This window comes from Paenibacillus sp. FSL R7-0340, from assembly GCF_038002205.1.
In the GTDB taxonomy this organism is placed as follows: Bacteria; Bacillota; Bacilli; order Paenibacillales; family Paenibacillaceae; genus Paenibacillus; species Paenibacillus polymyxa_B.
The window spans coordinates 83,794-106,205 of sequence record NZ_JBBOBY010000003.1 but is presented as its reverse complement, the minus strand read 5'-3'; the positions used below and the strand labels follow the sequence as shown (position 1 = coordinate 106,205).

Below are 22,412 nucleotides of genomic sequence, written 5' to 3'. Positions count from 1 at the left end.
GCGAAGGTGCTCTTTTCGTCTCCAGACTTATTAAGATCTTTCCTTTTTCGACATTTTTCGATGTTTTTTGTATGAACATATAGGTATATGGACATAAAAATGATTCTTATTACCTATGCAATTTTAGATTTATTTATAATGATTCTTAATAAAATTCCGATATTAAACTATATCGTTTTATATATTGGCTTAGAAGGGAAGAGCATATATGTTTTTTAAAAAAAATGAGACCCACTCACTTGCTCCTTTAGTAGAAGAAAGCCGCAAACTTTCACAAAGAATACAGCAGAAGGATTATTCCGCCGCAATACAAGTTTCATCCAAATCTTCCGAGGTTCAAGAAATCGCAAACAATGTCAACCAAGCGCTTGAGTCCATGAAAAAGGATGCTCAACATGTTGACATCCGTCTGAAGCTTGTTACCAAGGCTATAGAGATTGGCTTATGGGACATGGAGGTGGTTGCGGGTGATCCCGTCAATCCAAGTAATACGTTCACATGGTCAGAAGAATTTCGTGCTATGCTGGGGTATCAGAGCGAAAAGGACTTCCCAAATGTATTAAACAGCTGGGCATCCCGGCTGCACCCCGAAGATCATGACAGGTCATTGGCGGCTTTGTCAGATCATTTGCTGGATTTTACGGGAAAGACTCCTTATGACGTACAGTATCGTTTGAAGCTGAAGCATGGAGAATACCGCTGGTTCCGGGCTACCGGAACGACGATCCGCGATCAGCAGGGAGTGCCGCTTCGAATTGCGGGTGCTCTATTGGATGTGCACGACCAGAAGATCAAGTCCGAGGAGTTGCAGGCTCTAGTTACAAGATATGATCTCATCAATCGTGTTTTGGTGGAGGCTCCATATGATGTCATTCTGGCTGATGGAGACATTGAGAACCCGGATAATATATTTTGGTGGTCCCAGCAATTCCGCCACATCTTGGGCTTTAAGGATGAGCAGGACTTCCCGAGTGTACTAAGCAGTTGGAGTTCGCGTATACATCCTGACGATGCCGAGCATGCGTTTAAGGCTGTAGTTGATCATTTAAATGACTATTCAGATCGTACGCCATATGACATGGTGTGTCGCTTGCAAAGTAAAAATGGCGAATATCGCTGGTATCAAAACAGTGGAAGAAGCATACGCGATAGCAAGGGAGTGCCTATTCGTATTGCCGGGACCATTCGTGATATCACAGTGGAAAAGGAAAAGCAGGCTGTCGCGGATGAGCTTACGCTCAAAATCCAGCATCTCTCCGATTCCATTACGGAAATGGTGAACGGCGTTAACTCGGTTAGTAACCAGGCGCAGGAGCTGGCAACGGCTCAGGAGCAATCGACAGAGGCAGCGAATCAAGCCAAAGTCAGTGCAGAAGAAACCCAAAACATTTCCAACTTCATTAAAGAGATTGCGAATCAAACAAATCTGCTGGGTCTGAATGCTGCCATTGAGGCATCGCGTGCGGGCGAGCAGGGGCGGGGTTTTGCGGTAGTCGCAGATGAAGTGAGAAAACTTGCCATTCACAGTGCTGATGCGACCGGAAATATCGAGACTAGTCTGGACGAAATGAAGACACTCATCGAGCGGATTTTGCACAATATCGGTAACATGTCTACGCTGACACAGACACAAGCCGCGCTAACGCAGCAAGTGAATGCGTCTACGGACGAGATCAACAGCATGTCCAAATCTTTGTTGGATTTTGCGAGAACGATGTAAGGCTTCATGTAGAAATGAGGCCGGGCCTTAGGCTCGGTCTCTTTACTGTTTTTGGAAGATGAACTATACTTTTCGAGAATAGATCTAAAAATCACCTCATAGTAACTTTATGTGGAAAAGAGGAATATACTTGAGCTTACTTAGTTCAATATTGGTCGGAATTGTAGCTCTGGAGCATGTGTACATTCTAATATTGGAAATGTTTCTGTGGACGACTCCGCGGGCGATGCGTACGTTCGGCACCTCGAAGGAGCTGGCGGAAGCAAGCAAATCCTTGGCTGCAAATCAGGGGCTGTACAACGGCTTTTTGGCAGCCGGATTGGTGTGGGGCTTGTTCTATCCGGATACTGTGATCGGGCGGCAAATCCAATTATTCTTTGTCATTTGTGTGGTAGTGGCTGCGTTGTATGGTGCATTAACTGCTAATAAGTCTATTTTATTAAAGCAAGGCCTGCCTGCCATCCTGGCACTGATCAGTTTGTGGATACTCTGAAGACACCCTTACCGGGTGTTTTTTTCTAGATTCGATCACATAATGTCTGGAATGCTAATGACAAGGGGAATAAACAGTTTTTGATCGATTGTAAATCCGACTATTCCGATTTATAATAAATTTATTACATACTAAGAGGACACGGGGGCTAGAGCGATGCGTCGTAATTTGACTGGTGTATTGGTATTAATTGTATTAATGTTGGTTGTAAGTGCATGCTCCGGCGGGAATTCTGGATCTACGTCTGAGACGAATGGGAATACGCCTGGTACAGCTACCACAACAGCTGATAACGGACAGCCTAAAGATGGCGGCAGCCTGATCATTGGCGTACAAGCTGATCCGGTGGTGCTGAATCCAAACTATGCGGGTGATCGGGTAAGTCTGACGATAGACCAGGCGATATTCGCACCATTGTTTCAAGTGAACAATGGCAAAAAGACATTTTATTTGGCAGACAGTCTGACTCCTTCAGCAGACAAGCTGACTTATACACTAAAACTGAAAAAAGATCTGACTTGGCATGATGGCGAGAAGCTGACAGCTGACGATGTCGTTTTCACCATTAACAAAATTTTGGACGAGAAGCAGCACAGCTTTTTGAGAAGTAATTTTATGGTTAATGGCAAACCGGTACAGGCGAGCAAGGTTGATGATACAACGGTCGATTTCAAGCTTCCTCAGCCAGCTCCTGCTTTTGAGGCAGCACTGGTACAGGTATCCCCGATTCCGAAGCACATTTTCGAGAATGAAGCGGATATTGAGAAAAGCACGAAAAACGACTCTCCGATTGGATCAGGTCCTTTCAAATTTAAAGAGTACAAAACTGGTGAGTACGTTACACTCGAACGGTTCGATAACTATGTTGGCGGCAAGCCGCATCTGGATTCAGTAACATACCGGATTGTTAAAGATTCGAATGCTGCGAATTTGGCCCTTCAAAATGGTGAGATCAATGTAAACTATCTCGATCCGCAAAATGTAGAGACCATTAAAGCAACAGATAAGTTTGACATTTTCCCTTACAGCGAAGGTCGCTTGGCTTATCTGATGTTTAATGAAAACAGTGATACGAAGCAGTTGAACAAAAAAGAAGTGCGTCAGGCGCTTTCTTATGCATTGAATCAGGATGAATTGATTCAAGTCTCCTATGGTTCCAAGGATTATGCAGATACTGCGAAATCTGCTCTGACACAGGATGTACTGTATCACACGAACGACGTTGCATTTTTCAATAATGATGTGAACAAGGCGAAGGAGCTGCTGAAATCGGCTGGAGCTGAAGGACTGAAGCTGCGCATTATCATTCCGGGCGGCAACAAGGTACAGGAAGCACAAGCGCTCTATATCCAGCAGAAGTTAAAGGACATAGGCGTTCAGCTGGACGTGAACAGCATGGATTCCTCAGCATGGTCACAAAAGTTCGTCGATACGAATGCCAAGGACTTCGATCTGGCGATCAGCGGCTATATCATGGGGTATGACCCTGACGCGTATCGTATTTTGTATAGCACCGGATCGTCCTCCAATTATTCGCATTATTCAAATAAAGAAGTGGATAAGCTGCTGGAAGAGGGCGCGGGTGAGTCGGATACGACTAAACGTGGAGAAATTTATAAAAAGGTACAGGAGCTGCTGGCTGAGGATGCTGTCATCTACCCGATTGCTTACACCAAGACTATTGTAGCCTTCGACAAGCAGTATGGCGGTATTGATCAGGCTGTGTTGAAGGCGGTCGTGATTTTCGAGGATTTGTCCAAAATTTATCACAAATAAGACAGGGTTTTCAAAAATAAGCTGGGCTAACCAGCTTATTTTTTTCGAAAACAGCAAGGGGAAGGGAAACGTATGAGACAACTCATCGCCAGAAGGTTGCTGCAAGTTATACCGATGCTATTTTTTGTGTCCATCGTCTGCTTCGGCTTGATCAAGCTGGCTCCAGGTGATCCGGTTCTCTCTTTTGTTACACCGAATATGCATCTGGAAGACATTGAACGAATGAGGCATAGCTTGGGGCTGGACCAGCCCGCTTATGTGCAGTACATATTATGGCTTAAAAAGAGCCTAACGGGTGATCTCGGCTACTCGCTAATTAATCACCAGCCTGTGCTGGATCAGATTCTCGATCGTCTACCGGCTACAGCCGGGTTAATGGGCGCATCTATCATACTGGCTGTGCTGATTGCAATTCCACTCGGTTTGACGGCTGCGGCTAATCGGAATCGCTGGATCGACAAGCTCATTAATCTGATGTCGTACATCGGGATTTCTGTTCCGCTGTTTTGGCTCGGTATTTTACTTATTTATTTATTTGCGATTTATCTGCACTGGCTTCCGAGTACAGGGATGCGTACCATCGGTACGGACTCGGTGCTGGATGTGATTAAGCATGGAATTTTACCGTGTTTTGTACTGGCTTTCGGCTTTCTGTCTGTGTATGTGAGGTACATCCGTTCCAGCACGATTACGCAGCTCAAGGAAGAGTATGTGCAGATTCAATACGCGTTCGGGTCTGGAAAAAGACTGGTTTTGTTTCGACATGTGCTCAAGCATGTGCTATTGCCCATCATTACGCTGCTCGGAATGTCGGTTGCGGACCTGGTGGCTGGAGCCATTGTGACGGAGACGGTATTTTCCTGGCCGGGCATTGGCTCGCTGGGTATGACGGCGGTGAAAGGGATGGATTATCCCGTCATCATGGGGATTACTTTATTTTCCGCTCTGCTGCTGATCCTGGGTAATCTGCTTGCAGATATCTTATACAGCATTGCGGACCCGAGAATTAAATCAACGAGGTGAATTCATGAATCGGAGCAAATGGCGCAACATCGGGATCGAGCTGATGACGAGCAAAATGGGCGCCGTCGCCCTCATACTATTGATCGTATTCTCGCTGGGGGCGATTTTCGCATTTTTATCGCCGCAGGACCCAAATAAGTTGAACGTGCTAGAGCGTCTCCAACCGCCGGGAGCGGCACACTGGTTTGGGACGGATGATTATGGGCGGGACTATTTTACAAGAGCACTGTACGGTGGACGTGTATCATTGCTGGTAGGCTTTGCGTCCATGATTATTGCGACCAGTATCGGTGCAGTGGTAGGTATTGTGAGCGGATATTTTGGAGGATGGATCGACAATCTGCTTATGCGGGTTTTGGAGCTGATCATGTCGATTCCGTCTTTCTTGGTTATTTTGCTGCTGAGTGTGTTTTTGAAGCCGGGCGTCGGCAATATCATTGTCATTATCGCCCTGCTCATGTGGATGAACATTGCCCGGGTGGTTCGTGCAGAGACAATGACGTTGCGCGAACGGGAGTATGTACTATACGCCAAAGCTTCGGGACAAAGTACGTTTGGTATTATTATGAAGCACATCGTACCGAATCTGATTCCGGTAATTATCGTAGGGGCGACGAACAATATCGCTTCAGCGATTATGATGGAATCGTCACTGAGCTTCCTCGGCTTTGGTGTTCAGCTGCCGAATGCTACGTGGGGCAGTATGCTGAATAATGCCCAAGGATATATTGCACAGGCCCCATATATGGCATTATTCCCGGGTCTACTTATTTTACTGACTGTGTTGAGCTTTAATGTTTTGGGGGATGTGCTTCGTGTAGGCTTTGAACCCAAATTAGTAAAACGATGATTCATAGCACAGATCCATTACAAATGGCTCCAGGAGCGACAGGAAGGAGCGAAAACACAATGACAGAACATCTACTGTCCGTCGAACAGCTGGAAGTCTCCTTTTTCACTCGTGAAGGGGAAAATCAGGCAGTTCGAGGGGTTAGTTTTCATATTGATGCTGGAGAAACGGTAGGAATCGTAGGAGAATCCGGCAGCGGCAAAAGTGTTACAGCGAAAGCGATCATGTCGATGATCGCCCCGCCGGGCAAGCGGCTGAGCGGCGATATCCGTTATCGGGGACAAAGTCTGACCGCTCTGACGGAAAAGCAATGGCGCAAAATACGCGGAAACCAGATTGCGATGGTCTTTCAGGACCCGATGACCTCACTGAATCCGGTCAAAAAGGTTGGCTATCACCTGGTTGAGGTGATCCGCAGACATCGAGGACTGAGCAAGGAAGCGGCTACGCAAGCAGCTGTAGAACTGCTGCGACAAGTAGGCATTACCGAGCCGGAGCGCCGAATGAACCAATACCCGCATCAATTCAGTGGCGGGATGCGCCAGCGGGTGATGATTGCCATGGCGCTCTCGTGCAGCCCGGAGCTGCTGATTGCAGATGAGCCGACTACAGCGCTGGACGTGACGATTCAGGCGCAAATCTTGGAGCTGCTCAAGACGCTGAAGCAGCAATCCGACATGTCGATTGCTCTGATCACCCATGACCTGGGCGTCGTCGCCCAGGTGTGTAGCCGTGTCATCGTCATGTACGGCGGTATGGTGATGGAGGAGGGGCGCGTGGACGATATCTTTTATCGTCCGGGCCACCCGTATACGCAGGGCCTGCTGCGTTCTGTGCCCCAGCGCACGAACGGCTTCCGCGAGCGGCTGGTGCCGATTGAGGGCACGCCGCCAGACCTGCTGAACCCGCCATCGGGCTGTCCGTTCATGGAACGGTGCCCGCATGCGTTTGCCCGCTGTGTGGAGCGGCCGCCGATGGTGGAGCTGCGCCCGGATCAGCGAGCAGCCTGCTGGTTGAACGAGCCGGACGCAGTGCCTGCTGGAGTCTACGAGATGCCCGAAGCGGGGCAAGCGGAAGGGGGGAATAACGGTGAGTGAAGCAAACGATGTATTGGATGAGCATCAGCCCTTGGTAGAGGTACACCAGCTTAAGAAGCATTTTGTGACCGCAAAGGATTTGTTAGGGCGTAGCTCTGAGGTGCTCAAGGCGGTGGATGGCGTGAGCTTTCAAATCAAGCGTGGTGAGACGTTCGGACTGGTTGGTGAGTCAGGTAGTGGGAAATCAACGGTTGGACGCTGTCTGACACGGTTATACGATTATACAGAAGGTACGGTACGCTTTGACGGTCAGGATATTTCCAAGCTGAACGACAAACAGCTCAAGCCGCTGCGTCGGCGCATTCAGAGCATTTTTCAGGACCCATATTCCTCTCTTAATCCGGGTATGAACGTGCTTGACCTGATCGGTGAGCCGATGGATATTCACAGATTGCATCAGGGGAGTGAGCGTAAGGATGCTGTAGTGGCTTTGCTTGAAAAGGTAGGGCTGAAGCGGGAACATCTGTATCGCTACTCGCACGAGTTCAGCGGCGGGCAGCGCCAGCGGATTTCCATCGCTCGTGCTCTCTCCGTGAACCCCGAGTTTATCGTCTGTGACGAGCCGATTTCGGCACTGGATGTGTCCATCCAGGCGCAGGTCATTAACACGCTGGAGGATCTTCAGCAGGAGTTCGGGCTGACGTACCTGTTCATCGCCCATGACTTGTCGATGGTGCGGCATATTTCAGACCGAATCGGTGTGATGTACCATGGACGACTGGTAGAAGTAGCTGATGCAGATGAGTTGTATGAGCAGCCCGCTCACCCTTATACGCAGGCGCTGCTGTCCTCCATCCCTGTGCCCGATCCGAGAGCAGTCGGAGAGCGGGAGGGACTGGGGGGAGGCTTGGCCCAACCAGACGGCTCATTAGTATGGGACAAGGATAACAACAGTGCAACCGAGTTGAGAGAAATCAGTCCCGGCCATTATGTAGCATACCCGGTTAACCGTTAGGGTTAAGAGCGGTTGTACGATGTGCATGACCCAAAGGAGGTAAAAAACGATGACTGAATTGACGAAAAGAGTACGTATTTCCCAATGGGACGCACTCTTGCTGGAATCATTACGCTCTTTAGGCTGGTCCCAAGACGAATTAATCCGTCGGGTGCAGCAAAATGAGCTGCCAACGGACGGACCATCCGATTTTGATTATACAGAGCTTGTCACCGGACTGGCGTCCAAAGAGCCGGAGGTGTTTGTCAGCGCGGTAACGGACGGATATCAGATCAAGTACAATACGATCCGGGGCATTCGTTCGTGGATTGCCGTTGCGTTCGGGCGGGAGCCTGAGCTGTCACTGGAGGAAGGAAGCGAAGCTGTTACATCCGAACTGACGAAGGCTGAGTATGATCGGCTGGAGAGAGTGCTGTCGTTAGGATGGTTCATCCAGGAATTACGTCCCGCGGCTGGCGAGACTTCAGGATTATACCGAATTGTACCTGCTGCACAGACGAATTAAATATTGTTTATGGAGTAACGCACTTTACCGGAAATTGAAACGAGCTGACCGTGGAGGTCAGCTCGTTTTTTTAATGCAATCCTTCTTCATCTTTTTTATTCAGCATGACCAGACTATTGTGAATGACCCGTGTCATGCAGTAAAAGAAGGCCATTCTGGTGGTTTGCATGATAGCTCCCAGCAACATGGACATCGACTCCATATGGGAAAAATGTAAGATAAGAATCCGGTTAATAATCCCTTCACCAAACCAGACAAAATATAGCGGAACAATCATCTTTTGAATATAACGGGCTTTGCGCTCCAATTCGGGGTGGAGCGCAAAGTACCTATAAATATGGGTGAATGTATTGGAGAATCCCCACAAGTTAATAAAAGGAATCATGCGAGCAATGGCTCCCACGGTACGAATCGGATAATCGGAATGCTTTTGCCGGATGGCTTTATGTACTTGAACTAGCCAGATCAGATAGGTTACAAAACACATGTAGTACAGAACAAAGCTAAAAACTGTAAATTTTTGCTCCAGCTCGTATAGATGATCGTAATAAAAATCATTTGCGTAAATATACACTAACGTAAAAATAAGGATGAGAAATTCACCCATAGTGCCCACTGCTAGTAAGGCTTGATGTACACTGCCAGCTGTCTTGGACGGGAATGCTTTGGAATCTGAATCATTCAAGATGTACTTCCTCCCAGTCTAGTTGCTTCAAATACACGATAGCATCCTCCAGTGTTTCTACGGGGATAATGCGTAGCTTGAGTCCATGCTCCTTTTGGACTCGGGCAGCTTCTGCTTCGTTGCCTTCCTCACCGTACCATTCATAATCTGCCGGTACGAAAAATAGATCAACCTTTGCAGCCTCGGCTCCCAGCAGCTTTTGCTCCAGTCCACCGACCGATCCGACATCTCCGTATTCTTCCATCGTGCCAGAGCCTGCGATTTTGTGACGTCCGCCATCTGAAAAGTCGATGTTATTGGCTTCCTCATACAGTCCGATGCCTGTCATCAGACCCAAGGAATTTCCCGAAAGATCCTGCAAATGAGTCAATAGCTCCGCATAGCGAGCATCCTCCAATTTGCTAAGATTCGAGAACGTCGCCGTAGCCTCAGCTGTGTCGCTGTCTACGCTTAATTCCGTCGCTGCATGTACGGCTTGCATGGCAGAATATTTTAGCGTGTCCGTCTCTGTGAGGTCCTTCAAATAAGAGTCCACTTCATCAGGGGCAAGGGGTTCAAATGTAATCGCTCCCCCGGATACATTTTCACTGGAATATACATTCCAACGCTCCAGGAGATTGTTAGCAATACCCGTTTGAACAGACGCAAAAAACACGCTTCCCTGAACGCCAAGATCTTTGACCGGATGCATTTCTCCTTGCAAAATATACTGTGCAGGCATAGGCCGTGTTCCAATAAAGGCAGCGATAGCCGGGATCAGCAGCAGCGCGAAGATGAGTATACGTTCTTTGTTTATGCCAAATATCTTTTTGAGGAGATATGGATTACGGCTTGGCACCTCATTCACAACCTTTCCATCTTTTCTCATACGGATATCATCGGTTAAAATGATTAGAAAGGTTACATTTTTCACCATAAATGATCGATAAGAGTATAGCCGTATTTATATTATAGAGGTAATGAAGAGGATGATTTTGTAGATTTAGACGCTCATTTTTTATGCTATATTTTATACATAAGGAAAATTTGAGAGTTGAGGTGCAGCATGACATCAATGACTATTGTCAAATCATCCGTCACACCAGAATTAATGGCTTTTCAGGCAAGCACTGAAGATCAGGCTGAGGTTCAGGAGTTAATTTTAAAGACGGCCAGATGGCTGCACAGCAAAGGCTCCACACAATGGGGACGCTTACTAAAAGGAAAAGATGATCACAACTTGGGCGGCGCTATTGCACGCGGAGAAGTGGTTATTTTCCGAGCATCAGAGGATCATAGCCTGGCAGGCGCAGTGATCTTGCAGCAGCAGCCCAGTGCATGGGACCGTAAGTTGTGGGGACTAGACGAAACGGATTCTGAAGGAGGAACCTCAGTATATCTGCATCGTTTGGTTGTGGATCGCGATAGCACTGGGAAAGGGCTAGGCCGTGAGCTGATGCAATGGATTGGACAAGGCATCCACTTCACAGGCAAGGATCGAATCCGTTTAGACTGTATTGCGGGCAATGACAAGCTTAGCGAGTTTTACAGACAATGCGGTTATACGTATATAGGCGAAACGAACGGCTATAATATTTTTGAAAAGAGGCTAACAGAGATGTAGAAAAATAAAATCTGAGCTGAGCAAAGGGACGTCTAAACAGATGTCCTTTTTGTTTTTTTAAGTCGTGTCATTCTATCCCGATATACGTCTAATTCCGAATTAAAGTGTTTTATAAATAAGTTTATTCATTAATTAAAACATCATAAATGAATGTTATAGGTATATATTACGTCATATATATTGAAATTTCCTCCTGATTTGTGTTACAACTTTAAATAGACATATAGATTAATTCAGGCATGTATCTCGATAAGTGGAGGGAATGAATTTAATGCTGAAAAGAGTGTACTCATTTAACGAAGGTAAGTTGGGGATGAAAGCGCTACTAGGAGGAAAAGGCGCTAATCTCGCGGAAATGACGACACTGGGTCTCCCGATCCCTCCCGGCTTCACGGTGACCACCGAGGCGTGCCGAGCCTACTTTGCTTCAGGCGGCAAGCTTCCGGAGGGCTTATTGGGGGAGATCGTAATCGCCCTGCACGACATTGAGGAAGCGCAGTCGGCTATATTCGGAGATACGGAGCGGCCTTTGCTGGTATCTGTCCGTTCAGGCTCGGTAACCTCAATGCCCGGTATGATGGATACGATTCTGAATCTGGGTCTGAATGATGAAACCGTGCGTGGATTGGCAGAACAGTCGAGAAATGAAACCTTCGCCTATGACTGTTACCGCAGATTTATTCAAATGTTCGGCGAGGTCGTGCTAGGGATAGACTCCATCCATTTTAATCAGCTTCAGGAGCAGAGCAAGCAAACCAACGGGCGTGTCAGTGACCAAGAGGTTAGCGCAGGAGAATGGAAGGAACTGATCGCAAATTATAAAGATCTTGTCGCAGAGCGGAGTGGACAGCCGTTTCCACAGGATGTGTATCAGCAACTGCAACTGGCGGTGGAGGCTGTATTCCGCAGTTGGAACAATATGCGTGCCAAGGTTTACCGGAAGGCTTTCGGCATTCCAGATGAACAAGGAACAGCAGTGAGCATTCAGGCCATGGTGTTTGGCAATCTCGGCAACGATAGCGGAACCGGAGTGCTCTTCACCCGCAATCCCTCCACAGGTGTGAAGGAACTGTACGGTGAGTATATGGTAAATGCTCAGGGAGAGGACGTCGTGGCAGGAATAAGAACGCCTAACCCTATTCCACAACTTTTGGAAGAGCTGCCGCTAGTCTATGATCGTCTGGAAGAGCTGGCCTCATTGCTGGAGTGTCATTACCGGGATATGCAGGATATCGAATTTACGATTGAAAAAGGCAATTTGTATCTGCTACAGACGCGCAGCGGCAAAAGAACGGCGCAGGCGGCTGTAAAAATAGCTGTGGATCTGGTGGAGGAAGGGATTATCAGCAAAGAGGAGGCTATCCAGCGGATCGAACCGTCCCACATGGACCAGCTGCTGCATCGCTCCATTGATACTTCCACACCGCTGGAGGCAATTACCCAAGGTTTGCCAGCCTCGCCTGGCGCAGCGAGTGGGCGTATTGTATTCGACGCGGATACGGCAGTGAACTGGACGAAGGATGGGCAAAAAGTCATCCTGGTCAGTGTGGAGACCTCACCCGATGATGTTCACGGAATCATTGCCGCCGAAGGGGTGCTGACGAGTCGAGGTGGGATGACCAGCCATGCTGCTGTGGTTGCAAGGGGCATGGGTAAACCCTGCATTTGCGGCTGTGAAGCGCTGAGCATTGATCTGAGCAGTCGGAGCGTCAGTATCGGTACCCTGACCTTTCAGGAAGGGGAGGATATTTCACTCGATTCGACCACCGGACAGGTGTACCAAGGCAGTCTGTCGCTCAATGAGCCGGTTATTACACCGGAGTTACTGAAGCTGCTGGAGATTGCGGACGGCATTCGGACGTTGAAGGTCTACACTAATGCGGATACGCCACTCGACGCAGTCAAAGCCCGTGAATTTGGAGCCGAAGGCATCGGGCTATGTCGGACGGAGCATATGTTTTTCTCTGGCAATCGTCTACCTATCGTTCAGGCGATGATTTTGGCCGATGATCAGGAGGAGCGGATTCTTCATTTGAATCGTCTGCTCCAAATGCAACAATTTGACTTTGAGGCTATGTTCAGTGCGATGGACGGTTTACCGATGACGATTCGCCTGCTGGACCCGCCGTTACATGAGTTCCTGCCGAATCTGGAACAGCTTCAGGAGCGACATCGGGAGCTTGTGCTTTCCGGCGGCCATGCGGAGGAGCTCCAGCGTCTTAAAAGCACTATCTCCAAGGTTCATGAACTACGGGAAATTAACCCTATGCTGGGTCTGCGCGGTGTTCGGCTGGGCATTCTGTTTCCAGAGATATACGACATGCAGATTGAAGCGATCTTTAAGGCCGCGGAAGCGGCACTACGCAGGGGCGTGGATGTGAGACCGGGGATTATGATTCCGCTGGTCGGTCACTCCAATGAACTCAAGCAAATGAGGGAACTGGTTGATAAGGTAGCCGTTCAGGTGCTTAGCGAGGAATTTAAGTGGTTCAAGTATCGGGTGGGCACCATGATTGAGGTTCCAAGAGCAGCCCTGCTGGCAGATAGCGTGGCCCAGTACGCGGACTTTTTCTCCTTTGGAACCAATGATCTGACGCAAATGACCTTTGGTTACAGTCGAGATGATGCTGAAGGTAAATTCCTCGGCTCCTATATGGAAAAAAACATACTGGAAACGAACCCTTTTCAGGTGTTGGATCAGGATGGCGTAGGCAAGCTGATCGAATGGGCTGTTGTCAAAGGCAGGGCAAAAAAGCCTTTTCTGGAGACAGGTATCTGCGGCGAGCATGGCGGGGATAGTGAGTCTATTCTCTTTTGTCACCGCAGCGGACTGGACTATGTCAGTTGCTCACCGTACCGGGTGCCATTTGCCCGCATTGCCGCTGCCCAAGCAGCTTTGCTTGTCAGAGCGGAACAACCTGAGGGATCGTTGTCCGCTTTGTAGCTTATTAGCATATTCAAGGCAGCCTTGCTTCAAAGGCTGCCTTGTTCGTTTTACAGCAACATTGATATGCAGATCTCGTCGAGAACAATAAATTTTATATAGAAATGAAAATGGGGATATCGTGTCTCGCCCTCCTACATATGATGATAGGGAAAGTTTTGTAAGCGTTTCAAAAAAAGAAGACATACAACCAAGTGAAGCTACAGGAGGCGGTTAAGGTGGACAATTACATGAGCTGGATAAAGATTGGATTTTTCCTCAGCGTTCTGTTTTTGCTTGCAGCGGCATGCAGTACCTCTCCCAAAATAAAGAACACAGACGGGCAAAAAGTGCGGCTTACGATGCTGGCTTGGGGTAATCCTGCGGAGGTGAAGGTGTATCAGCGGGCGCTGGATGCATTTGAAAAGGAAAACCCATATATCGAGGTTAAGCTGGTGCCTGTGCCGGGAGACCAATATGAGCAAAAGCTGCTGACACAGCTTCAGGAAAGTCGCGGACCGGATGTGTTTTATGCGTATGAACCGACGATTGCGCGTTTGATCGGGGCGAAGCAGGTGCAGCCTTTGGGTGAGTTTTTAAATAGTGATGCGAGTGATGTGAAGGCTGAGGATTTTCCGGAAGGATTGTGGGGACCGGCAAAGCGTGACGGGGAAATCTATGGGGTCACTCCCGACTCCAACCCGATGGTCATGTATTACAACAAAAAGGTATTTAAGGAAGCAGGCGTGAAGACGCCGCAAGAATACTATGACGAAGGCAAGTGGAACTGGGATGCTTTTGAGGAGGTTACATCCAAGCTGAAGGCAGCTGGAAAGCAGGGTTATATTGCGGAAAACTGGTGGGCTCACTGGTATTCATGGGTGTGGTCGAATGGCGGTCAGATCTTTGATGAACAAGGCAAATATGTGCTGGACCACAATGAAAAGGGCAAGGAAGCCTTCAGTTTTATGTACGATATGGTGAAAAAGGGAAATGCGGTATATCTCGGCTCGCTTCCCAAAGGGCAAGGGGCTGACGCGATGTTCATGTCCAATCAAGTCGGCATGCTGGCGGCGGGAAGATGGCTGGAGCCCTTGTTTAGTCAAAATAAAAGCCTCGACTTCGATTATATCTACTGGCCATCCAATACCGGTAAGAATGAGCCCGTCGCCATTCCGGTTGCCTATGTAGCTGTAAACAAAAATAGTCCGCATGTGCAAGAGGCCATGAAGCTGGCAGCATTCTACGTCTCTGTGAAGGGGCAGGAGGCGCGGCTAGTTGAAGGCGGGAATGCCATGGGTACACTTGCTGCGGCAGATGAGAGCATTAAGAAAAAGGCGACAATTGAGCATTCAAGCTATTTGACTGAAGGATGTAACATAGGGCATGCTCATGGATCTGCACTGGCCTATGATGCTCAGGTGCCGGGGTTGAACTCGGATATCACGGAAACCATCGACCTGATGTTCCTGGGCAAGCAGGATGCTGCGGCAACCATTGAAAAGTTGAATCAGATCATATCCAAGGCGGTCAAGTAGGCACGGGATGGGCTGTGACCGGGGAGGAAGGTGACAAGATGCAGAAAAAGCATCAAGCGCTGTGGGGCTGCCTTTTCATTGGCCCCCAGCTTCTGGGTCTGTTAAGCTTTTGTTAAAAATTGTTTTCCAGGTTCTGATTAGTTACCCCTTAAAAAGTCAGAGTTTCGCCTTAAAAACAAGCAAGGAATTCGAGTCGCCCATGTAGAAGTTGTTGTTGTCGAGGGAAAAAAGATTCCAAATAAGTCGTCTCGTGCTACGCCGTATTATGAAGGAAACCCGTCTGAAGATGAATTGCCCGTCCCCGTCATAGAATCACATATCAAGCAATTCGGTAAAGCCCCGCAGGCTGTAGCCACCGACCATAAATTTTCAACACTTGTATCTTAACTGTACAAATGAAGGAAGTGGTATGCCGTGAAGGTCGTAATTTGTGAAGACGAATGTTATTGGCGCGATGCGTTAAAAGCGTCTATATCTCGGTGGGCTTTAAATAAAAATATAGAGCTGCAATGTGCTGATTTTTATTCGTCCCAGAAATTAATTCAATATCTTAATGCTCACATAGATATAGACGTAGTTTTGCTCGATATTTCGCTAAGTAGTGAAGAAGATATTGATGGGATGACTACAGCAAAGCATATCCGAAAAATGGGCAATCGGGTACCTATCATTTTTGTTACCGTTGATTCTGCTCGTGCTATTGACGGATATTTAGTGGAAGCAATGGGCTTCTTGAAAAAACCTATTGACGAGAAGCGACTTTCGCTATTTTTGGATAGAGTAGTGAAGCAAAAAAAACCGGAGCGAGTGTTCACTATCATAGCAGAGTCCACCATAAATAGTGTTCGTCAAAGTGATATAGTTTTTGTGGAAGTGAATAATCATACGATAATCTATCATACAACAAAAGAGGAAATCTATCTTAGAGGAACCTTAAACAAAGTGATGCAGTTATTAGGCTGTGAAAATTTTATCCAGATACATAGGTCGTATGTAATTGCAAAATCTAAAATCTACAGAGTAAAAATAACTTATCCATATTCCGTCGATATTTTTAATGGTCATGAGATTACCAATCTCCCTGTGAGCAGGAATTATATTACTAACCTGCTTGAGGTATATTCAGATGATGTATTGCAGTGAATATTATAAATACAGTATGCTTCCTTGAAGTCTTTTGAACGAAATGTAGCGTCGTACTGATACCCTTGGCGTAATCAGTCCTATCATCAGAAAGGCATGCCCAAATTAATGAAGGGTGCCGCGAAACAGCTAATTTACAGCTGGTTTGCGACACCCTCTTTTAGTTGTCCGGACGGAAATTTACTCGTATTTCATGCTGTTTACGACATCAACATACTATCTACGCCAGTCCATTGAAATTTCTTCTGTACTATTTAATAATCTAGACACAACAGAAGAAACGATTGACTCATATTCAAAACTACGAAAGGAGAATGCGAGTGATATAGACTTTTACGTTATGCATCTTAGAGATGATCATGTAGATGACTTCCTAGAACGAAGCTTACTAATTTTTTGAAAATAAGTATCTCAATCGTGAAAGGAGTACATTATGAAATTTGTCAGAAAAAGTGTTAGTTTTATTTTGGCAATACTGCTCATGTACAGTGTTTCAGTAGTTCCCTCTTTCGCGGCAAGTGAAACAACGTCGCAAGCGGCTAAGGAAGAGACGAAGAAGGCAGAAATTCAATCCATGTCCTCGATACCGTATTCTGCAATGGATACTCAAAAATTTGAAAATCTAGATGAAATATCTCCGGACGAAGCGAAAAAGATTTCCACAGATTCAACCCAGAGCAGAACCGTTAAACCGCAAAGCGCATGGGGTATCTCTGAACCTGTATTTGTAGGAGATGGCACTCTCAGTGATTCATTTGATAGCTACGCGGTTTCTCTCACTGCAAAGCAGCTATCATTCCTAAAGCTGGATTCCAGCAATCCAAATCTGTTGGCTATTCTGTACAATGTCAATGCCAACGGCTCGTTAGGCAGTTCTACTGGATGGGGTGTTAAAGCAAACGGAGGTCAAGCATACATTAATATCCCGGCAGGTAAATATGCGATTGTAATTGGTTCTGCGACAGGTGAAGAAAAAGGCAGCTATAAATTGATGTGGAATGCTTCCAATCCATCGGGTGCCTCTGCCATTATCAATTGTACAGCTGACCTTTCCAGAGTCGTATTGTATTATGATCTTTCAACGATCCGCAGCAACGGAGATAATATCTTAACGGGACTCAATTGGGAAAACCACGAAACCTGGTATACCCCAAATGGGTATTCCGCTAGAGATATGAGCATTTCAGTAGCTGAAGTAAAGGGCGTATATTTGGGGTCGTTCTCCAGTAGTGCACCCTATTCTGCTCCAAATGCATTACTGATTGAAATCAATAAGGGGTCATGGCTGTATAGTAACAGCTATTATCGTAATGTAAAAGGAGATGTAACCCATATTATGGATTACACCGATCCTTCGGGTCTTCAAACTCCGAGAACCTTTGGAACAGGGGAAGCCGATTTTTCGTATGGTCCTAATTACATCGTTATTAATTTGGACACATTCCAGGTTTGCGAGTTCTTAAGTCCATTCAATTATTTTTATACTTCAGATGGTGGCCGCACCTATTCGCTTACCAAGCTACAAAAAATATCTTAAATCGAAATCTTCATCATTGTCCAAAAGCAAATTATTGAAGGCATCACCTTGATGGGAGTTAAGGAGTAGGGGCATTCCTCTACTCCTTTTTGTATTTTTTTCGGTACTGTAGCGGGGTGTGCCCGGTAAGATGCTTGAATACACGACCAAAGTGAGCAATGCTGTCAAAGCCCGTTTTTTCAGCAATGGAGGTTACTTTCCAGCTCGTTTCTCTCAAATACGCACGAGCCTGCTGCACCCGCACATCCTGAAGATATTCTACTAAAGTAAAACCTGTTGTCTGCTTGAAAATACGGCACAAATATGTGCTGCTAATATAAAAATGCTCAGCCAGCTGATCTAGCGACAGGCTCTCGTCATAATGAGCATGCAGGTATGCAATGACCGAGTACACGCGCTGCTGCTTTTCGCTACGTTCCGGTGCAATGGTATCGGCAGTGGCCGATTGTATGCGCCGGATGCGGATAAGGAGCTGGAGTAGCAAGCTTTGGAGATATAGTTGGCGGTAGGCATGTTCTTGGTGGTATTCATCTAGCATTTGCCGGAATAGATGCTCCAGCTCGCATTGTTCTTCCGCGGAGGGGCGAAGCAGAAAGCTTTTTTCTGGCAGAAGAAGCTGGTTCTGATCGCTGGAGGGAGAGACATTCATTGACGAGGCTGCAAATTCTTCATCAAAGTTAATCAAAATCCGTTCATGGCTACCACTACCCTTGTTACTCGTACGGTGAAAATCATGTTTGCTGATCCAAATCAGATCGCCCTTCTGGAGCGCGTATACCCGCTGATTAATGTAGTAGTAGCGCTCTCCTGCCAGCAAATAATAGATTTCGTGCGCTTGGTGGACATGGTCGGCAGACATGCTGAATGGCACCTTCCGCAGTGCTTGCTCGATGGCAAAACGGGGTGTAGCGATCATATCGATAGTCTCCTTTAATAAAAAATGCATAAGGATAATATATGTACACTTTACGGGAAAAATCATAATAAAAGCGAAGATTTCGCTCTTTCTTATACTATAAAATAAAAGCAATTCATGTAAAGGGTGTGAACCAATTGCCTAAAATCAAATATGCACTTGTGGGTACCGGAGGAAGAGCCGAATTTTTTTACGGTGAAGTTGTTACCGTTTTCAAAGATACCTCGGAGCTGATCGCGTTCTGTGACGTCAATCAGACGAGAATGGATTATGCCAATCGGCTGTTGCAGGAGAAATACGAGCATGAGCCGATTCCGACCTATAAAGCTCACGAGTTTGATCGGATGATCGCGGAGACGAAGCCAGATATCGTCATTGTCACGACCATTGACCGGGTGCATCATCGGTATATTATCCGGGCGATGGAGCTGGGCTGTGATGTCATTTCCGAGAAGCCGATGACGGTGGATGAAGATAAATGCCAAGACATTTTGGATGCCATAGACCGCACGGGACGGAAACTGCGCGTCACCTTTAACTACCGCTATGCGCCACATAATACGAAAATCCGTGAGCTGATCATGGACGGGACGCTCGGAGAGGTGCTGTCGGTCAATTTCGAATGGCTGCTGAATACACAGCATGGCGCCGATTATTTCCGTCGGTGGCACCGGGACAAGCGCAATAGCGGCGGTTTGCTGGTGCACAAGTCGACGCATCATTTTGATCTGATGAACTTCTGGCTTGGCTCAAAACCGGAGACGGTGTATGCGATGGGGGATCTGAAATTTTACGGACGGGAAAATGCGGAGCAGCGTGGCGTGACGGAGTTTTATCAACGGGCTTACGGCAGCAAGGCAGCGGAAAATGACCCCTTTGCGCTACATCTGGACCGTAACGAACATCTAAAAAGCATGTATCTGGATGCTGAGCATGAGGATGGCTATGTGCGGGATCAAAGCGTATTTGGCGACAATATCAGCATTGAAGATACGCTGAGTGTCATGGTGAAGTATCAGAACAAGACGGTGATGAACTATTCACTGAATGCTTACATGCCTTGGGAGGGCTTTATCATCGTATTTAACGGCACAAAGGGACGGATGGAGGTTCGGGTATCCGAGCAATCCTATGTTAATTCCGGCGGCAGCAAGGCAGATGAGGGTGCACTAAAAGAGAAGACCATCACCATCTATCCCCACTTTGCAGCACCTTATGAGGTCGAAGTGGAGGAAGGCCAGGGGGGGCATGGCGGAGGAGATCCAGTTATGCTGCGTGATATTTTTGATAAGCCGGCAGAGGATCGGTTTCATCGTGCGGCCTCACATATCGACGGTGCATGGTCCATTTTAACAGGCATCGCCGCCAACCGTTCTATGCGTACAGGTCAGCCGGTGAAGGTGGAGGAACTGGTGCGCTTGTAATGAGCAGTAAATTTAATACCGAAAAGCCCCCTCTAACTAGATGAATAGAGGGGGCTTTTGGGTTGTATTTATATATAGAATGCACCTTACATCTTACGGCACTTTATTTTATTATTTATCGGCAGTCAGTTCCCGGGTTCCCAGCTGTTGTACAGGACGATGGTTATCGGGGAAAATGGCAGCAAACTGGTTGATTTGGTCTGCGGACATTTCAATAGGCTGCTCCAGCACTGTCCAATTGACATGTTCTGTGCATGGCGGGGTAGTCAGCGATCCGTTGTAACGAACGGAGTGCAGGTCTTTTGGCAGCAGCGTAGCGAGATTTATTTCTTCATCCAGAGCTGCTTCTTGGGAAATATCTTTCGGCAGTTTGGACCAGATGCGGTTGAAAGCCTTGTTTTCTTTGCCACTTTGGATAAGGACCCCTAAGACTGCTGTGCTTCCGTTGTCGCTTTGATGGACAAAATGAAGCTCCATTTCAGCATTTTTACCATCTATTTGGTGTTCGCTCGGGTGATGAAAATGAAACTGCTTTAAAGTGAATTTAGTACCGTCCAGCACGATGTTATTGTTGGCATCGGCAACACTGATTTGCACAGTGTGCCCATTATTTAAAATGGATGCTTTCGTATTGGTGTAATGAACTTGCAGAGGTTGCTGCGTTTGCGATGCTTCAAGATGGGTATGCTCTATATTGACAGGAGATTGTTCGTGGCCGTTACCACAAGCAACAAAATCTTTTTCCAGCTCTCCCCAATGCTCGGGTCCCTCTTCTCCTGCATAGGACCAGTGTGGGCCTTTCTGAACAACTGCATGAGCGTTGTTAGCCGATGAGGATGAAGTGCTGGTGGTACTAGAAATGGCGGGCTGTGAATTGCATCCTGTTACCGACGCGACCAAGATAATGGCAAATATGCTGAACAGGCAACCTTTCCAGTTTTTTTTCATGTTTCTTTATCCTTCTTCCAAATAGAGTATGTGAAACTTTTTACATTGTAAATTATTGTACAAAGTTCCTACAAGGGTCCAAGGACTTAGAAAGAAGCGTTTTTCGATTAAATAGTTTTAAGTTAGATTTATATTTGTCCTTTTTGGGCAAAAATTACTATAATAATGAAGTGTGCATTACAAAATAATTCCATATCTAATTAAAGGAGAGATCTACATGAAAGCAGCAATTGTTACAAAAGACAAGAAAGTCAGTGTAGAAGAGAAACCTTTACGCTCCCTGAAGCATGGGGAAGCGTTAGTCCAAGTCGAATACTGTGGAGTTTGCCACACAGATTTACATGTGAAAAATGCAGATTTCGGTGATGTCACAGGCAGAGTTCTGGGGCATGAAGGTATTGGAAAAGTCATTGAATTAGGCGAAGGAGTAACCAGTCTTAAGATTGGTGATCGCGTAAGTATTGCCTGGATGTTCGAAAGCTGCGGTCACTGCGAATATTGCCTAACCGGGCGGGAAACGCTGTGTCGTGAAGTTAAAAATGCCGGATATACGGTAGACGGTGCAATGGCAGAGCAATGTATTGTCACAGCTGACTACGCGGTCAAAGTACCAGATAGTCTTGACCCTGCTGCTGCAAGTAGTGTAACTTGCGCAGGGGTTACAACATATAAAGCAGTTAAAGTAAGTGAAATCAAACCAGGACAATGGATCGGTATCTTCGGCATTGGTGGCTTGGGTAACCTGGCTGTGCAATATGCCAAAAATGTATTCAATGCTAAAGTTGTAGCCTTTGACATCAGTGATGAAAAACTAGAACTGGCTAAACAAATTGGTGCTGACTATATCGTTAACAGCATGAAAGAAGATCCGGTCGCCCGAGCTAAGGAGCTAACAAACGGTGCTGGTCTGGATGCAACCGTGGTTACTGCTGTTGCCAAAACACCTTTCAACCAGGCCATCGACGTTGTAAAGGCTGGCGCGCGTGTTGTAGCTGTAGGTCTTCCAACTGATAAGATGGATCTGGACATTCCACGTCTGGTTCTGGACGGCATTCAAGTTATTGGCTCCTTGGTCGGCACTCGTGAAGACCTTAAAGAAGCGTTCCAGTTCGCTGCAGAAGGTAAAGTCGTCCCTCTTGTACAAAAACGTCCGATCGAAGACATTAATGAGATCTTCGAGGAGATGGAGCAGGGCAAAATCCAAGGACGCATGGTCATCGATTTCACAAATTAAAATGATGTCCAATTCGTAACCCTTGGAATTCGGAGAGAGAAG

General features: G+C 46.9%; 19 protein-coding genes. 15 read left to right on the top strand and 4 right to left on the bottom strand.

Annotated elements, in window-relative coordinates; genetic code table 11:
• Nucleotides 1–208: 208 nt before the first annotated feature.
• The 8 genes from MKX59_RS26480 to MKX59_RS26445 all read left to right on the top strand — a co-directional run bounded on the left by MKX59_RS26480 (nt 209) and on the right by MKX59_RS26445 (nt 8,419).
• Complete coding sequence (locus MKX59_RS26480) at nt 209–1,720, top strand: methyl-accepting chemotaxis protein (protein WP_340859415.1); 1,512 nt, start codon at nt 209–211, stop codon at nt 1,718–1,720.
• A 130-nt stretch (nt 1,721–1,850) separates the two neighbouring features.
• Nucleotides 1,851–2,213: a DUF1304 domain-containing protein gene (locus MKX59_RS26475; RefSeq protein ID WP_023986563.1), complete on the top strand. Its 363-nt coding sequence runs from the start codon at nt 1,851–1,853 to the stop codon at nt 2,211–2,213.
• Nucleotides 2,214–2,369: 156 nt separating this feature from the next.
• On the top strand, nt 2,370–3,989 hold the full coding sequence (locus MKX59_RS26470) for an ABC transporter substrate-binding protein (protein ID WP_340859414.1): 1,620 nt from the start codon (nt 2,370–2,372) through the stop codon (nt 3,987–3,989).
• A 72-nt stretch (nt 3,990–4,061) separates the two neighbouring features.
• Nucleotides 4,062–5,012, top strand: a complete 951-nt coding sequence (locus tag MKX59_RS26465; protein ID WP_023986565.1) for an ABC transporter permease — start codon at nt 4,062–4,064, stop codon at nt 5,010–5,012.
• Between the two features lie 4 nt (nt 5,013–5,016).
• A complete protein-coding gene (locus MKX59_RS26460; protein WP_013308329.1) occupies nt 5,017–5,862 on the top strand; it encodes an ABC transporter permease in 846 nt (281 codons plus the stop codon).
• A gap of 59 nt (nt 5,863–5,921) precedes the next feature.
• Nucleotides 5,922–6,959, top strand: a complete 1,038-nt coding sequence (locus MKX59_RS26455) for an ABC transporter ATP-binding protein (RefSeq protein WP_071559474.1) — start codon at nt 5,922–5,924, stop codon at nt 6,957–6,959.
• Nucleotides 6,952–7,914, top strand: coding sequence for an ABC transporter ATP-binding protein (locus MKX59_RS26450; protein ID WP_319640919.1), 963 nt, complete (start codon nt 6,952–6,954; stop codon nt 7,912–7,914). The genes MKX59_RS26455 and MKX59_RS26450 overlap by 8 nt, the downstream gene beginning before the upstream one ends.
• Before the next feature lie 49 nt (nt 7,915–7,963).
• On the top strand, nt 7,964–8,419 hold the full coding sequence (locus MKX59_RS26445; protein ID WP_028541927.1) for a hypothetical protein: 456 nt from the start codon (nt 7,964–7,966) through the stop codon (nt 8,417–8,419).
• Nucleotides 8,420–8,489: 70 nt separating this feature from the next.
• Here the strand turns inward: MKX59_RS26445 and MKX59_RS26440 are convergent, their stop codons facing one another.
• Nucleotides 8,490–9,104: a hypothetical protein gene (locus tag MKX59_RS26440; RefSeq protein WP_068938347.1), complete on the bottom strand. Its 615-nt coding sequence runs from the start codon at nt 9,102–9,104 to the stop codon at nt 8,490–8,492.
• Entirely contained in the window at nt 9,097–9,972 is an 876-nt protein-coding gene (locus MKX59_RS26435; protein ID WP_231517208.1) for a hypothetical protein, read from the bottom strand. Before MKX59_RS26435 ends, MKX59_RS26440 begins: the two co-directional genes overlap by 8 nt.
• A gap of 177 nt (nt 9,973–10,149) precedes the next feature.
• Between MKX59_RS26435 and MKX59_RS26430 the strand changes: the two genes are divergently transcribed.
• The 5 genes from MKX59_RS26430 (at nt 10,150) to MKX59_RS26410 (ending at nt 17,848) form a co-directional block, all read left to right on the top strand.
• The gene (locus tag MKX59_RS26430) at nt 10,150–10,707 is read left to right on the top strand and encodes a GNAT family N-acetyltransferase (RefSeq protein ID WP_254349129.1); all 558 of its coding nucleotides are present in this window, start codon (nt 10,150–10,152) and stop codon (nt 10,705–10,707) included.
• A gap of 271 nt (nt 10,708–10,978) precedes the next feature.
• Nucleotides 10,979–13,651, top strand: a complete 2,673-nt coding sequence (ppdK, locus tag MKX59_RS26425) for a pyruvate, phosphate dikinase (RefSeq protein ID WP_340859413.1) — start codon at nt 10,979–10,981, stop codon at nt 13,649–13,651.
• Between the two features lie 218 nt (nt 13,652–13,869).
• Nucleotides 13,870–15,168 carry an ABC transporter substrate-binding protein gene (locus MKX59_RS26420; protein ID WP_069080544.1) on the top strand — a complete coding sequence of 433 codons (1,299 nt, stop codon included), beginning with the start codon at nt 13,870–13,872 and terminating at the stop codon, nt 15,166–15,168.
• A gap of 414 nt (nt 15,169–15,582) precedes the next feature.
• Nucleotides 15,583–16,311, top strand: coding sequence for a LytR/AlgR family response regulator transcription factor (locus MKX59_RS26415; RefSeq protein ID WP_023986584.1), 729 nt, complete (start codon nt 15,583–15,585; stop codon nt 16,309–16,311).
• Between the two features lie 433 nt (nt 16,312–16,744).
• On the top strand, nt 16,745–17,848 hold the full coding sequence (locus MKX59_RS26410) for a hypothetical protein (RefSeq protein WP_023986585.1): 1,104 nt from the start codon (nt 16,745–16,747) through the stop codon (nt 17,846–17,848).
• A gap of 79 nt (nt 17,849–17,927) precedes the next feature.
• On the opposite strand, the gene MKX59_RS26405 is transcribed toward MKX59_RS26410, so the two are convergent.
• Entirely contained in the window at nt 17,928–18,764 is an 837-nt protein-coding gene (locus MKX59_RS26405) for a helix-turn-helix transcriptional regulator (protein WP_068938343.1), read from the bottom strand.
• Nucleotides 18,765–18,901: 137 nt separating this feature from the next.
• Between MKX59_RS26405 and MKX59_RS26400 the strand changes: the two genes are divergently transcribed.
• Nucleotides 18,902–20,188, top strand: coding sequence for a Gfo/Idh/MocA family protein (locus MKX59_RS26400; protein WP_075153566.1), 1,287 nt, complete (start codon nt 18,902–18,904; stop codon nt 20,186–20,188).
• A gap of 111 nt (nt 20,189–20,299) precedes the next feature.
• Here MKX59_RS26400 and MKX59_RS26395 read toward each other — a convergent pair whose 3' ends face one another.
• Nucleotides 20,300–21,136 (bottom strand): carbonic anhydrase, encoded by an 837-nt coding sequence (locus MKX59_RS26395; RefSeq protein ID WP_053324430.1) that lies wholly within the window; start codon nt 21,134–21,136, stop codon nt 20,300–20,302.
• A gap of 217 nt (nt 21,137–21,353) precedes the next feature.
• Here MKX59_RS26395 and adhP point away from each other — a divergent pair, with 217 nt between their 5' ends.
• Nucleotides 21,354–22,370, top strand: a complete 1,017-nt coding sequence (gene adhP / locus MKX59_RS26390) for an alcohol dehydrogenase AdhP (protein WP_023986589.1) — start codon at nt 21,354–21,356, stop codon at nt 22,368–22,370.
• Nucleotides 22,371–22,412: the final 42 nt, after the last annotated feature.